This is a genomic window from Marinobacter qingdaonensis (assembly GCF_034555935.1).
Classification (GTDB): Bacteria; Pseudomonadota; Gammaproteobacteria; order Pseudomonadales; family Oleiphilaceae; genus Marinobacter; species Marinobacter qingdaonensis.
This window is the reverse complement of record NZ_JAYDCJ010000003.1, coordinates 1661614-1675550: the sequence shown is the minus strand read 5'-3', so window position 1 is coordinate 1675550 and position 13937 is coordinate 1661614. Positions and strand designations below refer to the sequence as shown.

Here is a 13937-nt window from a genome sequence, read left to right as displayed (position 1 = left end):
ATTATTTGTTCAATTCTTCGTCATGCACAGGAAACCCCCTGGATAAAGGGCCTTATACGGCCATACAACAAACTGATCCGAAAACGGGAACGAGGCAATCATGAGCAATCCAACGATCCAGCATTATATCAACGGGCAAATTTCAGAGGGCAGCTCCGGCCAACACCAAGAGGTCTTCAATCCGGCGACCGGCAAGGTCTCTGGCCAGGTAACACTGGCCAACCGTAACGATGTTGACCACGCCGTTGCCGCCGCTTCCGCCGCGTTTCCGAGCTGGGCCGATACCCCGCCCATTAGACGGGCCCGCGTCATGTTCAAATTCTTGGAACTACTGAACCAACACAAGGACGCACTTGCCGAGGCCATCACCAAGGAACACGGCAAGGTTTTCACCGACGCCCAGGGTGAAGTGGCCCGGGGTATCGACATTGTCGAGTTTGCCTGCGGCATTCCTCAGCTTTTGAAAGGCGATTACACCGACCAGGTGAGCACCGGCATCGACAACTGGACCATGCGCCAGCCCCTCGGCGTAGTGGCCGGCATCACCCCGTTCAACTTCCCGGTGATGGTGCCGATGTGGATGTTCCCGGTGGCCATTGCCGCAGGCAACACCTTCGTGCTCAAGCCCAGCCCCATCGATCCCAGCGCCTCTTTGATGATTGCCGACCTGCTCAAGCAAGCCGGCCTGCCTGACGGCGTGTTTAACGTGGTGCAAGGCGACAAGGGGGCTGTGGAAGCACTGATTGAGCACCCAGACGTCATGGCCCTGAGCTTCGTCGGCTCTACCCCGATCGCCAACCTGATCTACGAAAACGGCGCCCGTCACGGCAAGCGTATCCAGGCGCTGGGTGGTGCCAAAAACCACATGGTGGTCATGCCCGACGCGGATCTGGACAAAGCCGTGGACGCCCTCATCGGTGCCGGTTACGGGAGCGCGGGTGAGCGCTGCATGGCCATCAGTGTTGCAGTCCTGGTTGGTGATGTTGCCGACAAAATCGTCCCCCGGCTGGCAGAGCGTGCCCGCAGCCTGAAAGTAAAAGACGGCATGAACCTGGACGCCGAGATGGGCCCGATTGTCAGCGCCGCGGCGCACCAGCGCATTACCGGCTACATTAACAAGGGTGTGGCCGAAGGCGCCGAACTGGTGGTCGACGGCCGGGAATTTGACACTGGCACTACCGGCGATGGCTGCCAGGAAGGGTTCTGGATGGGCGGCAGCCTGTTCGACCACGTAACACCGGAAATGACCATCTATAAAGAGGAAATTTTTGGCCCGGTACTGGCCTGTGTGCGGGTACCCGACGTCGCCACCGCTATCCGCCTGATCAACGAGCACGAATTCGGCAATGGCGTTAGCTGCTTTACCGAGAGCGGCACCGTGGCTCGTGAATTCGGCCGCCGTATTCAGGTGGGCATGGTTGGCATCAACGTGCCCATTCCGGTGCCCATGGCCTGGCACGGCTTTGGTGGCTGGAAGCGCTCCATGTTCGGCGACACCCACGCCTATGGCGAAGAGGGCGTAAAATTCTACACCCGGCAGAAATCCATCATGCAGCGCTGGTCAGACTCAATCGATGCCGGTGCTGAATTTGTGATGCCGACCGCCAAGTAACTCGTACACGCTCCGGGAGACAGGCTATGTCCGAAAACAACAACGCTCAGGGCCGGCTGGAATTTGACTACATCGTTGTGGGAGCCGGCTCTGCCGGCTGTCTGCTGGCGAACCGTCTGAGCGCGGATCCGAACAACCGGGTCCTGCTCATTGAAGCCGGCGGCCGGGACAACTATCACTGGATTCATATTCCCGTTGGTTACCTGTACTGCATCGATAACCCTCGAACTGACTGGCGGTTTCGCACCGAGCCGGATCCGGGACTGAACGGTCGGTCCCTGATCTACCCTCGGGGCAAGACCCTGGGCGGCTGCTCCAGCATCAATGGCATGTTGTACATCCGTGGCCAGGCCCGGGATTATGATCACTGGGCCGAGGTCACCGGAGAGGACGCCTGGTCATGGCACAACTGCCTCCCGGACTTCATGCGCCACGAGGATCACTACCGACTGGATGATGGCGGCGACGCTGACCCGGAACACCGGAAATATCACGGTCACGGTGGTGAGTGGCGAGTCGAGCATCAGCGCCTGAAATGGAAGGTACTGGAGGATTTCGCCGACGCCTGCGTGCAGGCTGGCATCCCACGGACCCGGGACTTCAACCGCGGTGACAACGAAGGGGTGGACTACTTCGAGGTCAACCAACGTGCCGGCTGGCGCTGGAACACATCCAAAGCGTTTCTGCGGGCCGCCGAGAAGCGACCTAATCTGACACTCTGGCACTCCACTCATGTGATGTCCCTGGAGATGTCAGCGGGCGAAAAACCCCGCTGTACCGGAGTCCGGGTGGAGCGCCCCGGCGAGGGCGAGCTCACGGCACAGGCCCGCCGGGAAGTCATACTGTCCGCCGGCGCCATCGGCTCGCCCCAATTGCTGCAATTGTCGGGTATCGGACCAGCCGATTTGCTCCAGGAGCACGATATTCCGGTAGTGGCGGATCTACCCGGGGTGGGCGAAAACCTGCAGGATCATCTGCAGATCCGTTCGGTGTACAAAGTAAAGGGTGCCAAGACGCTGAACACCATGGCAAATTCGGTGACCGGCAAGGCATGCATTGGCCTGGAATACCTCCTCAAACGGTCCGGTCCCATGAGCATGGCGCCCTCCCAACTGTGCTTGTTCACCCGCAGTTCGGAAGAATACAAACATGCAAATATCGAGTACCACGTCCAACCCTTGAGCCTCGATGCATTTGGGCAGCCTCTGCACAATTTCCCGGCGATTACTGCCAGCGTTTGCAATCTCAACCCAACGAGCCGTGGCACCGTGCGAATCCGCAGCCGTGATTCCAAAGTCGCGCCGGCAATTGCCCCGAACTATCTGAGCACAGAAGAAGACCGGAAAGTGGCGGCGGACTCTCTCAGGGTTACTCGTCGCATCGCGGAACAACAGGCATTGGCCAAATACGAGCCGGAAGAATTCAAGCCAGGCGTTCAATACCAAACCGACGACGAGCTGGCAAAATTGGCCGGCGACATCGGCACGACCATTTTCCACCCAGTCGGTACCACCCGGATGGGCCGGGAGGATGACCACATGGCGGTGGTGGACCCGAAACTCAGGGTTCGAGGCGTTGCCGGACTGCGCGTCGTGGATGCGGGCGTGATGCCGACCATCACGAGCGGCAATACCAATTCCCCGACCCTGATGATTGCCGAGAAAGCCGCAAGCTGGATTCTGGAAAGCAACTGAAAAAACCCTCCGAGCCACAGGCTTGGAGGGCATTTCCTTCAGGCGTCGTCTGGGTTAATTCGACTGGTCGTCGGCGATCAGCTCGCCCAGTTCCAACGCCGCTTGCCTGAGCAGGGGCTCGTACTGCAGCAGTTCCTCCAAGCTCTTCCTAAGGATCGGAGCATGGGCAAACAGACAGGCAAACAGCCGCCCGTCTTTGTCCTTGATCGGCACCGCGAACGCCACCATGCCATCGATAAACTCTTCGTTATCCAAGCCCCGCTCGGTCTCAGCAATGGCCAGCAATGCCGACTCCAGCTCCTCCGGCGCAGTCACCGTGTTTCGGGCGCGCTTCTCCAGAGGCAAGTTATGGATCAGACGCTGCCTCCGCTCGTTAGCCAACGAACTCAAGTACAACTTGCCACTGGCCGTGCACCAGACCGGCGTACGGCTGCCAATGGGCAAGTGAACCTGGAGCGGCCAGTTGGTCTGCACACGGTCGTAGTAAATCATCTCGGTGCCATCCGGGATTGCTATCCCGCAGGTCTCCCCCACCTCGGCCGTCAGTCTTTTCAGAATCGCCTGTCGCAGGGCCTTGAAGCGGCTGGCGTAGAGCACACCGAGTGCCATGTTGTGGAGCCTGTCCGCAGGCACCAGCAACCCGCGCATGTTGGTTTGAAGGTAACCCTCACTCTCCAGCTGTTGCAGGATACGATGGACGCTGGGCTTCGGAATATCCAACTGCAAGGCGAGGTCCGCTGGACTCAGGGGGCGCTCGGCGCGAGAAACCGATTCTATAATCCTCATCGCCCGGTTTATCGCCGAGCCCTTTTCCCTGCGCTGCACTGCCATGCTGTTACCTGCCTATGGATGTGAGCACTCATTATAAGCAGGCATGGCTTCTCAAAAAAACGCTGGGAGTCAAAGCCAGGCATTGATGTAGGCCTGGCGGGTGCGCGATCGAGACAACCGAGCAAACGATGGGGTCGCCCGGAGCGGGCTATAGAAAGAGAACCGCCGCCCGGAGGCGGCGGAGTGTCGCGGAATTGGAGGGCATCAGGTGCCCTGCCCACTAGCGATGTCTGAACACCGGCGCGCGCTTGGCAATAAAGGCGTGCATCCCCTCCTTCTGGCCCTCCGTGGCAAAGGCAGCCTGGAACAGACGACGTTCATGGCGCATACCTTCCGTCAGGCTGGCCTCGAAAGCAACGTTAACGGCCTCCTTCGCCATGCGGACAGCGGGGCAATTGTACCCGGCTATGGTATGCGCCGCTTCGAGCGCGGTCTGCAACAACTCGTTCGAGGGCACAACCCGTGCGACCATCCCTACAGCTTTTGCCTCGTGCACATCAATGGTTCGCCCGGTCAAAATCAAGTCCATGGCCACCGCTTTCCCAACAGCCTTGGCAAGCCGCTGGGAACCACCAATACCCGGCAGAATCCCCAGCTTGATTTCCGGCTGTCCAAACTGAGCGTCTTCAGCGGCAATGATGAAATCGCACATCAGCGCCAGCTCACAGCCACCACCCAGGGCATAGCCGCCGACGGCCGCAATGATGGGCTTGCTGACCGACCGCAGCTCATCCCAGGGCGCGAAGATATCATCGCAGTAGAACTCTGCGAACGTCAGATTCGCCATTTCCTCAATGTCGGCACCCGCGGCGAAGGCCCGGGCACTGCCCGTGATGACAATCGCACCGACGTTGTCGTCTGCATCAAATGCTTTGAGCGCCTCAAGCACCTCGCGAGCCAGTTGCCGGTTCAGGGCATTCAGACTCTTGGGGCGATGGAGGGTGATGAGACCGACACGGTCACGACGCTCAACAAAGATGGTTTCAGGCGCATCCGCCACTGGCTTTCCCTCTTCATTAGACGCCTGCTGCGCTGGGTCCTGCACGGACGGATCGTCCGCCTGTGCAGCCTTCGATGCGGTGTTGGTTTTTGTTTTCATAGGTTTTCCTCTTTGTCTTGGATGTGGGGAGTTACGCTTTGGCAGCGGTTTTACAGAACAAGTTGTCCTCAATATCATCAGCGTCACTCTGCGCCCGCGATGTCGGCGCATAGGAACCGCATTTGCTCATTAATTCCGCCAGGATGGCCTCGCGATGCTGATTGAGTCTCGGTGCCGGGATTGGCGATTCAGGGTCGATCTCAGACATCGTGCTCATCTTGATGGGATTCCCCGCGGTCCTGACCGCACGCTCGCCCTCGCCTTTCACCTTGACGATCATGTTCCGGGCAAGAAGTTGGGGATTACTGAAGAGTCGATCGATGGTATTGATCGGAGCGCAGGGCACGCCCGCCTCATTCAACGCATCAATCCAGTGCTGCATGGGTTCGGACGTGGTGATTTTCTCGACATCCTTGACCAGTTGAGCTCGGTTTTGCACCCGCAGATCGTTGGTCAGAAATTCCGGTTTCAGCGCCATCTGTGGAGCGCCCAGCGCATCCGCCATCAGCAGGAACAACGTGTCATTACCCGCGCAGATTACGAACTTTCCGTCCTTGGCCATGAAGGTTTCAAATGGGGCCAGCGAAGGGTGGTTGTCGCCAGTCCGCGTCGGGACCTTGCCCTCGATGTCGTAACGCGCCAACGCGGTCTCCATCAGTGCCGCCTGGCAATCGAGCATGCCAATGTCGACGCGGGAACCTTGAGCATCCCGATTTCGGCTGTGCAATGCCGCGAGAATACCCACGACGCCAAACAGGGCCGCCCCCAGATCGCCAAAGCTGGTGCCCACCCGGGCCGGCTCTCCATCGGGCCAGCCAGTCAGGCTCATCACGCCACCCATGGCCTGAACCACCATGTCGTAGCCCGGCAACTCACTGAAGGGGCCGCTGTGACCAAAGCCGGAAATTGAGGTGTAGACGATGTGGGGGTGGGTCTTCGCCAGTCGCTCCGGGCCGTATCCCAGGCGTTCCATGACTCCGGGTCGAAAGTTCTCGACGACAACGTCGCTGTTGTCCAGGAGGCGTTCCAGCAGTGCCCGGTCCCGTGGCGATTTGATATCCAACGATATGCTTTCCTTGCCGCGATTGAAGCACATGAAATAGGCGGACTCTTCGTCGATGAACGGACCGAATGCACGGGTGTCATCGCCAGTACCAAACCTCTCCACCTTAATTACGCGGGCGCCCAAGTCGGCCAGGATCATGGTGCAGTAGGGGCCAGCGAGCACGCGAGAAAAATCCAGCACGGTAACGCCGGAAAGAGGGCCGGGTTTCTGTTCTGTTTCGTTCGATTGAGCCATGGAAGCTCTCCGCTGTTTGGTTTTTGTTAGACTGTTAAAACGATACAGAACGTATCATATTTTATGATCAGATCAAAAATCAACCACTCCCGACAAACTTTCAGGCGGGCATCTTTAGCGTGGTCACAGGGAGAAAAAACCGGGGAGGCAACAATGAAAACCGGTCGATTGCCGACCGGTACCAATAGGGTTTTTTAACGAATTTTCTGCCGGGCTGCGGACGTGATCGTGGCCGGCCAACAGCGCCAGCTCAGCCCGCCAGCCGGCGGATTTCGGCGTAGGTGCGGGTCTGATCGACCCGCTCCGCCGGCACTTCGGCGGCCAGGGTGCACACCTCGTTCACCATGGCCGCGGCCACCGTCGCGGCGGGCACCCCCCGGTATTTTTCCAGCGGTCCGATCAAGGCGCGATTGACCCAAGGCATCAGCTTGATCCCCACGGCTTCAGCCGTGCGTTGCTCAGCCCGGTCCCCGAGCAGCAGACTCGGGTGATAGACCGAGAGGTAGGGATATTCCAGCGCCCGCAGCGCGTCTTCCAGCTCGCCCTTGACCCGGTTGTAGAAGATGGTGGAGGACGAGGACGCACCGATGGCGGACATCAGCACGAAGGCGCGGGCACCGGCCTCACGCCCCAGCCGGGCGGCGTGCAGGCAGTAACCGTAATCGACCTTGCGAAACTGCTCCCGGGTGCCGGCCTGCTTGATGGTGGTGCCCAGGCAGCAGACGATGGCGTCGACCGCGAACAGCCCGGCGTGGTCGTCCAGGCGGTCAAAGTCCAGTTCGCACTGCGTGAGTTTGGGATGATCGGGGCCGGTCTTGCGCCGCACCGGCGTGATCACCTCCTCGACGTCGGGGCGGTCCAGCAGACTCCGAACCACCTGGCCTCCGGTCAGACCGGTTGCGCCTAACACCATGACTTTCAATTGCTTGCCTCCTTGATCCGGACAGTCTGGAAAGTATGGTTGATTATAACGGTGGGGGCAGAAAAAAAGGCACCGGGCAGGGCCCGGTGCAAGACTGACAACAGATCGTCAGGTGGGAGTAATCCGTGTTGCCGATCAGTCGCTGACCGGCGTTTCCTTCATGGCGGCGTTCATGCGCCGGCGCAGCAGCGGACCCAGCAGGTACGGCAGCACCAGACCCAGACCGGCCACGGCCCACAGGCCCACCGCCAGCGGGCTGGCCCAGAGGATGCTCCAGTCGCCGTCGGACAACACCAGGGCGTGCCCCAGGTTCTTCTCCATCTCCGGTCCCAGCAGCAGACCGAGGATGATCGGCACCAGCGGAATCTCCAGCTTGCGCAGGAAGTAGCCGGCTACGCCGAACGCGATCATGAAGTACAGATCGAAGGTGCTGTGGCTGATGGAGTAGATGCCCACGAACGCGACCATGGTCACGATCGGCAGCAGGAACATCGGCGGCACCGACAGCAGCTTCACGAAGAAGCCCACCAGCGGGATGTTCAACAGCAGCAACAGCACGTTGCCGATCAGCAGGGCGGCAATCACGCCCCAGACGATGTCGGCGTTCTGGGTGAACATTAGCGGTCCCGGCGTGATGTTCAGGGAGATCAGCATGGCCAGCAGCACCGCCGTGGTGCCACTGCCCGGCACACCCAGGGTCAGCATCGGCACCAGCGCGCCCGAGGACGCCCCGTTGTTGCCCGCTTCCGGCGCCACGACACCGCGGATATCGCCTTCACCGAACTTGCCCTTGCGGCCAATCACCTGCTTTTCCAGGGTGTAGCTGATGAAGCTACCCAGGGACGCGCCGGCCCCCGGCAGGACACCGGAAATGAAGCCGAGCACACCACCACGCAGTTGGGTTGGCAGGGTGGTCACCAGTTCCTTAAAGGTAAGCGTGAGCTTGCCGACACTGACCTTCTCGCGACCGTGGCCCATTCGCGATTCCACGAAGAACAGCAGTTCCGAGATGGCGAACAGACCCACGATGGCCAGGATGAAATCGATGCCCTCGTACAGCTCCAGGACCCCGAAGGTGTAGCGCTGGGTGCCGGTGGAGATGTCGATGCCCACGGTGGAGATCATGATCCCGATGGTCGCGGCGATCACCGTCTTCATCGGGTTCTTGCCGGTGATGCCACCCAGGGTGGCAAAGGCCAGCAGGAACAGCGCGAAGTACTCGGCCGGCCCAAAGGTCAGCGCGAACCGCGCCAGTACCGGCGCCAGCATGATCAGACCAATGGTCCCGATCAGGCCGCCGGAAAAGGAGGCGATGGCCGACACCGCCAGGGCGTCTGCCGCCCGACCCTTGCGGGCCATGGGGTAGCCGTCGAGGCAGGTCATCATCGCCGGCTCGTCACCGGGAATGTTCAGCAGGATGGACGAGATCCGGCCACCGTACATGGCCCCGGCGTACACCGAGGTCAACAGGATCATGGCGGTTTCCGGCGGCAGGCCCAGGGTAAAGGCCAGCGGGATCAGAATCGCCACGCCGTTGGCCGGCCCCAGGCCCGGCAGACAGCCGATCAGGGTGCCAACGAAGGCGCCGAACAGGGCAAACATCAGGTTGTACGGGGTCAGGGCCACCGCAAACCCATCCATCAAAAATCCGAGCGTTTCCATTAGTGCACCTCCAGCAGGCCGGCAGGCAGACTCAGGGACAGGCCGTAGTTAAACAGCACGAACACCACCACCGCACTGACCAGGCCGGTCACGAACGCCCGCTTGGGCGCGGCGCCCATGCGCCAGCTCAGGGTGCCAACCGCCAGAGTGGTCGACACGATGAAGCCGAGCGGTTCCAGCAGGAAGGCGTACACCACCAGCACCAGCACCGAGACCACCAGTTCCAGCGCCGATTTGCCGATGGGCCACTGGGCATCCGGGTCGGGCCGGATCATCAGGTACAGGCTACCGGCGACCAGCACCACCGACAGGATGGTGGGAAAGGTTTCAGGTCCGACGCTTTCGGCGCCGCCGAACGGCTCGGGCCACTGCTGAGCAGCCCAGCCGTAGGCCACGGCCAGGACCAGAAGGCCCAGGCCGAGCACGCGATCACCCAGGCCCGTCATTTCAGCAGCCCGATTTCACGTGAGAGGTTTTCGATGTCCTGGACCTGGGCCCGGACAAAGCTGTCGAACTCATCCGCCGGCGGGTGGAACGGGATCAGGCCGTTGCTGGCCATGACCTTTTTCCACTCCTCGCTGGCGTACAGGCGATCGACGGCGTCGGTCCAGTAGGCCTGGGCTTCGGTGGACGCGCCCTTGGGCATGTAGAAGCCGCGCCAGTTCGGGCCGACGGCGTCCACGCCCTGCTCGCGGGCGGTGGGGATGTCACTGAACCGGCCCGGCAGACGCTCGTCCGCCAGCACCGCCAGCACCCGCAGATCGCCAGAGTCCATGAACCCGGTGGCCTCGGAGATGTCGCCGGTGAAGGCATCAACCTGGCCTCCAACCACCTGGGTCATGGCCTCACCACCGTTGTTGTACGACAGGTAGGGGATCTTGGGCAGGCTGCCGGCGCCGGCTGCCTTGGCCGCGATCAGTACCTTGAGGTGGTCCCAGCCTCCGCGGGCGCTGCCGCCGGCGAACTTGACCGACTTGGGATCGGCCTTTACCGCCTCCAGCAGTTCCGGCAGGTTCTGGTACTTGGAGTTCTTGCCCACGGCGATGATGCCGTAGTCGGCTCCCAGGGCACCAACCCAGGTCACCATGCCGGCGTCCATACCGGGGAACTGTTTTTGGGCCAGGCGGGTGGTGGTCGCGGTCGAGGCTGCGACCAGCAGCTTGTCGTCCTCGGCGCGCTTGCTCACGGTGTGGGCGTAGGCCACGCCACCGCCGGCACCGGCCATGTTCACGGTCTGCACCGTGCCATCCACCAGGTCGAGCTCCTGCATGACCTTACCGACGCTGCGGCAGGTGAAATCCCAGCCGCCGCCCGGGTCCGCAGGGGCGATGCATTCAACTTTTCCGGAAGGCTGCCAGGCCATGGCAGACATACTGACGGCGGTCGCCGCCACGAAAGACAGGGTTCGTTTCATAAACATGATTGTCACCTCTCACTTGTTGTTGTGATCGCTCCTGAGGTTGGCCCGTCGTTGGCAGGGCACGTGGAACGATTGCAAACAGGTTAAAAGGTGTTCATGCGGGCCTGAAGTTTGTGGACGTAATGCCTTTAAAGAACCTAAACCACGTTTTGTTCATTAAGTTCACGGGCAAAATCCGCGTCCGTGCTTTACCCTGAAGCCCTAACGACAACAAACTGCCCGTTCAACGCTGTGTTCCGAAAAACCAAACTGAAAACCCGGATGATCCTGACCCTGGGGCTGGTCAGCGCACTGCAGACCGCGCTGATTGGTGCCTTTGCCGGTTATTACCTGAGCGACTCCCTGTACGACGAGATTGGTCAGCGGGCGCTGATGGTGGCCAAGACGGTGGCCGCGACCCCGGCCGTGATCGAGGGCATACGCACACGGGACCGGGCCGGACTCAACGACCTGGCCCGGCGCCTGGCCGAAACCAACGAGGCCCTGTTCATCGTCATCGGCGACGACCAGGCCATCCGCCTCGCCCACCCCGACCCGTCCCGGCTCGGCCACTCCATGGCCGACGACGACGGCGACGATGGCAGCCGCGCCCTCAAGCAGGGCCAGGCCTACGTGGCCCGGGCCATGGGCAGCCTGGGCGAGTCCATGCGCGGCAAGGCGCCGGTGCGGGACCGGGACGCCGACGCCATCATCGGCATCGTCTCGGTCGGCTATTCGGTGAACCAGGTCGAGGCCACCATTCAACGCTACAACTTCGTGCTCTACGGCGTGGTAGGCCTGATGCTGCTGGTCAGCATCGTTGCCGCCATCATCATCGCCGGCCGTTTCAAACGCGCCATCTTCGGGCTCGAACCGGAAGAGATCGCGCGCCTGTTCCAGGAACGGGACGCCACCCTGCAATCGGTGCGCGAGGGCATCATCGCCATCAACCGGGACGGCGTGATCACCACCATGAACCGGGCCGCCCTGGACACCCTGGGGCTGGCCCCGGATACCCCGCTGGCCGGCCGCCCCATCCTCGAGGTACTGCCGGAGAGCGACCTGCTCACGGTGCTGGCCTCCGGCGTGCCGGATTTCGACCGCGAGGTGTGGATGCGCAACCGCCAGATGGTGGTCAACCGGCTGCCGGTGCGCCAGGGCGACGACATCATCGGCGTGGTGGCCAGTTTCCGGCTGCGCAATGAGGTGGACCAGGTCAGCCGGCAGCTGACCCGCATCCAGCAGTACGCCGACACCCTGCGCAGCCAGACTCACGAGTACTCCAACAAGCTGCACACCATTGCCGGCCTGATCCAGATTGGCGCCACCAGCGACGCCCTCAACCTGATCGGCAGCGAGGTCAGCGACCACCAGGCGCTCATTCACCTGCTGCTGGAGGCGGTGCCCGACCCGGTCATCGCCGGCTGTCTGCTCGGCAAGTACAACCGGGCCCGGGAGATGGGCCTGACGCTGGTGATCGACCCGGACAGCCAGATGGCCGACGTACCCGACGACCTGCCCCGGGAGCAGTTGGTTAGCGTGCTCGGCAACCTGATCGACAACGCCCTGGAGGCGACCCGCCAGCACACCGGCGAAGGCGGCCGGGTGACCCTGTCCATGACCGATCTCGGCGACGACCTGATCTTTGAGGTCGAGGACCAGGGCGCGGGCATACCGGAATCCGAGCGGACCCGCATCTTTGAGAAAGGCGTGAGCAGCAAGGCCGGCGACAGCCACGGCTACGGCCTGCACCTGGTCAGCCAGTTCCTCGCCCGCTGGGGCGGCTCGGTGACCGTGGATGACCTGCCAGACGGCGGCAGCCGGTTTACCCTATACCTGCCCAAACGACCCGACAGGAGAGACAGCCATTGAGCCCCATTCGCCTGCTGATCATCGAAGATGACCGCCAGATCGCGGAGATCCAGCGCCGCTTCGTCGAACGCCTGGACCAGGTGGAACTCTGTGGCATCGCCCACACCCTGGCCGATGCCCGGGACCTGATCGACGTACTGACCCCGGACCTGATTTTGCTGGACGTGTATTTCCCCGACGGCAACGGCCTGGACCTGCTGCGGGAATTACGCGCCTCGGACAGCGCCAGTGACGTGATCCTGATCACCGCCGCCAAGGAAGTAGACACCCTGCGCAGCGCCCTGCGCGGCGGTGTGTTCGACTACATTCTCAAGCCGTTGGTGTTCGAACGCCTGGCCGAGGCGGTCCAGCGTTACCGGGACCACCTCGACCGCCTGTCGGGACTGGATCAGGTGGCGCAGAAAGAGGTGGACCTGCTGATCCCACGGACCAGCCCGGACGAAGGGGCCACGGCGCCCACCCGGGAAGATCGGCTGCCGAAAGGCATCGACGCCATCACTCTGGACAAGATCCGCGAGGTGCTGGCCGGCGGCGGCGAATGGAGTGCGGAAGACGTGGGCGCGGCCATGGGTGCCTCGCGCACCACGGCCCGGCGATACCTGGAGTTTCTGGTGGGGCATGGGGAAGCCGACGCCGAGGTCAGCTATGGCAACGTCGGCCGGCCGGAACGGCGTTATCGCAGCACGCCGTCCAGGTAATTCAGGCCCGACAGCTGCGCCATCTGGCCACGAATCCAGGCCACCCGCTCCCAGACGTAGGGCGATGGCTCGACCACGCTCAACACCTTCGGGTTCGGCAGCACCGCCGCCAGCCGGGCCGCTTGCCCCGGCGACAACTGGCCGGCCGAAATACCGTAGAAGCGTCGGCTCGCGGCCTCCACGCCGTAGATACCCGGGCCGAATTCGGCGATGTTCAGGTACACCTCGAGGATGCGTTCCTTGGGCCACAACGCCTCCAGGCTGAGCGCCAGGCCCGCCTCCAGGGTCTTGCGCACGAAGCTGCGGCCATTCCACAGGAACAGATTCTTGGCGGTCTGCTGGGTAATGGTGCTGGCGCCCCGCAGTCCGTCACCGGCCTGGTACTCGGCCAGGGCCTTGCGAATGGCGGCAAAATCCACGCCCCAGTGATCGGGGAAGCGCTGGTCCTCACTGGCCACCACCGCCAACGGCATCCAGGGCGAGATATCGCCCAGGTCGACCCACTCCTGGTACAAGCCCTGCTCCGGCGACGCCAGCCGGTGGCCGAGCATGAAGCTGGAGGTGGGCGGGTCAACAAAGCGAAACAGCAGGATGATCCCGAGCACCAACGCGCACGCACCAGCCAGCGCCCAGGCCAGGGTTCGGAACCATTTTCGCATCAGGGATCGTCGCGCCACGTATTCGCCACCGCACCGTTTTGACTATGATGAAAGCAGGTCGCCAGTATGTCGCGATTTGATTCCCGTTTGAATTACCGATACGTCAGGCGGGCCGACTCATCGACCCGCCCGCCTGCGTCGTATACCGGAAGAGCCTGATCACACAGGCACCCGGAACCCAAGGCATCG

General features: G+C 62.1%; 12 protein-coding genes. 4 read left to right on the top strand and 8 right to left on the bottom strand.

What is annotated here, in order from left to right:
- Window positions 1-100: 100 nt before the first annotated feature.
- Together U5822_RS10900 and U5822_RS10895 are read left to right on the top strand one after the other, a co-directional pair.
- Complete coding sequence (locus U5822_RS10900) at window positions 101-1612, top strand: CoA-acylating methylmalonate-semialdehyde dehydrogenase (RefSeq protein ID WP_322855650.1); 1512 nt, start codon at window positions 101-103, stop codon at window positions 1610-1612.
- A 26-nt stretch (window positions 1613-1638) separates the two neighbouring features.
- Window positions 1639-3306, top strand: coding sequence for a GMC family oxidoreductase (locus U5822_RS10895; RefSeq protein WP_322855649.1), 1668 nt, complete (start codon window positions 1639-1641; stop codon window positions 3304-3306).
- 54 nt (window positions 3307-3360) lie between these two features.
- Here the strand turns inward: U5822_RS10895 and U5822_RS10890 are convergent, their stop codons facing one another.
- From U5822_RS10890 to U5822_RS10860, 7 genes are all read right to left on the bottom strand, one after another.
- Window positions 3361-4137 (bottom strand): IclR family transcriptional regulator, encoded by a 777-nt coding sequence (locus tag U5822_RS10890; RefSeq protein WP_322855648.1) that lies wholly within the window; start codon window positions 4135-4137, stop codon window positions 3361-3363.
- 220 nt (window positions 4138-4357) lie between these two features.
- Window positions 4358-5236: an enoyl-CoA hydratase gene (locus tag U5822_RS10885; RefSeq protein ID WP_322855647.1), complete on the bottom strand. Its 879-nt coding sequence runs from the start codon at window positions 5234-5236 to the stop codon at window positions 4358-4360.
- Between the two features lie 31 nt (window positions 5237-5267).
- A complete protein-coding gene (locus tag U5822_RS10880) occupies window positions 5268-6536 on the bottom strand; it encodes a CaiB/BaiF CoA transferase family protein (protein WP_322855646.1) in 1269 nt (422 codons plus the stop codon).
- Window positions 6537-6786: 250 nt separating this feature from the next.
- The gene (locus U5822_RS10875; RefSeq protein WP_322855645.1) at window positions 6787-7449 is read right to left on the bottom strand and encodes an NAD-dependent epimerase/dehydratase family protein; all 663 of its coding nucleotides are present in this window, start codon (window positions 7447-7449) and stop codon (window positions 6787-6789) included.
- Between the two features lie 144 nt (window positions 7450-7593).
- A complete protein-coding gene (locus U5822_RS10870; protein ID WP_322855644.1) occupies window positions 7594-9120 on the bottom strand; it encodes a tripartite tricarboxylate transporter permease in 1527 nt (508 codons plus the stop codon).
- Complete coding sequence (locus U5822_RS10865) at window positions 9120-9566, bottom strand: tripartite tricarboxylate transporter TctB family protein (RefSeq protein WP_322855643.1); 447 nt, start codon at window positions 9564-9566, stop codon at window positions 9120-9122. Before U5822_RS10865 ends, U5822_RS10870 begins: the two co-directional genes overlap by 1 nt.
- Window positions 9563-10540 (bottom strand): Bug family tripartite tricarboxylate transporter substrate binding protein, encoded by a 978-nt coding sequence (locus U5822_RS10860; RefSeq protein ID WP_322855642.1) that lies wholly within the window; start codon window positions 10538-10540, stop codon window positions 9563-9565. Before U5822_RS10860 ends, U5822_RS10865 begins: the two co-directional genes overlap by 4 nt.
- Window positions 10541-10801: 261 nt before the next feature.
- On the opposite strand from U5822_RS10860, the gene U5822_RS10855 reads away from it, so the two are divergent.
- Window positions 10802-12391 carry a sensor histidine kinase gene (locus U5822_RS10855; protein ID WP_322855641.1) on the top strand — a complete coding sequence of 530 codons (1590 nt, stop codon included), beginning with the start codon at window positions 10802-10804 and terminating at the stop codon, window positions 12389-12391.
- A complete protein-coding gene (locus tag U5822_RS10850; protein ID WP_322855640.1) occupies window positions 12388-13089 on the top strand; it encodes a response regulator in 702 nt (233 codons plus the stop codon). Before U5822_RS10855 ends, U5822_RS10850 begins: the two co-directional genes overlap by 4 nt.
- On the opposite strand, the gene mtgA is transcribed toward U5822_RS10850, so the two are convergent.
- Window positions 13065-13766, bottom strand: coding sequence for a monofunctional biosynthetic peptidoglycan transglycosylase (mtgA, locus tag U5822_RS10845; protein ID WP_425259066.1), 702 nt, complete (start codon window positions 13764-13766; stop codon window positions 13065-13067). The two genes, U5822_RS10850 and mtgA, sit on opposite strands and share 25 nt — an antisense overlap.
- Window positions 13767-13937 lie beyond the last annotated feature (171 nt).

Bases quoted from the DNA above. Each gene is read 5' to 3' on its own strand.
- U5822_RS10900 (WP_322855650.1), top strand. From the start codon at position 101: ATGAGCAATCCAACGATCCAGCATTATATCAACGGGCAAATTTCAGAG.
- U5822_RS10895 (WP_322855649.1), top strand. From the start codon at position 1,639: ATGTCCGAAAACAACAACGCTCAGGGCCGGCTGGAATTTGACTACATC.
- U5822_RS10890 (WP_322855648.1), bottom strand. From the start codon at position 4,137: ATGGCAGTGCAGCGCAGGGAAAAGGGCTCGGCGATAAACCGGGCGATG.
- U5822_RS10885 (WP_322855647.1), bottom strand. From the start codon at position 5,236: ATGAAAACAAAAACCAACACCGCATCGAAGGCTGCACAGGCGGACGAT.
- U5822_RS10880 (WP_322855646.1), bottom strand. From the start codon at position 6,536: ATGGCTCAATCGAACGAAACAGAACAGAAACCCGGCCCTCTTTCCGGC.
- U5822_RS10875 (WP_322855645.1), bottom strand. From the start codon at position 7,449: ATGGTGTTAGGCGCAACCGGTCTGACCGGAGGCCAGGTGGTTCGGAGT.
- U5822_RS10870 (WP_322855644.1), bottom strand. From the start codon at position 9,120: ATGGAAACGCTCGGATTTTTGATGGATGGGTTTGCGGTGGCCCTGACC.
- U5822_RS10865 (WP_322855643.1), bottom strand. From the start codon at position 9,566: ATGACGGGCCTGGGTGATCGCGTGCTCGGCCTGGGCCTTCTGGTCCTG.
- U5822_RS10860 (WP_322855642.1), bottom strand. From the start codon at position 10,540: ATGTTTATGAAACGAACCCTGTCTTTCGTGGCGGCGACCGCCGTCAGT.
- U5822_RS10855 (WP_322855641.1), top strand. From the start codon at position 10,802: ATGATCCTGACCCTGGGGCTGGTCAGCGCACTGCAGACCGCGCTGATT.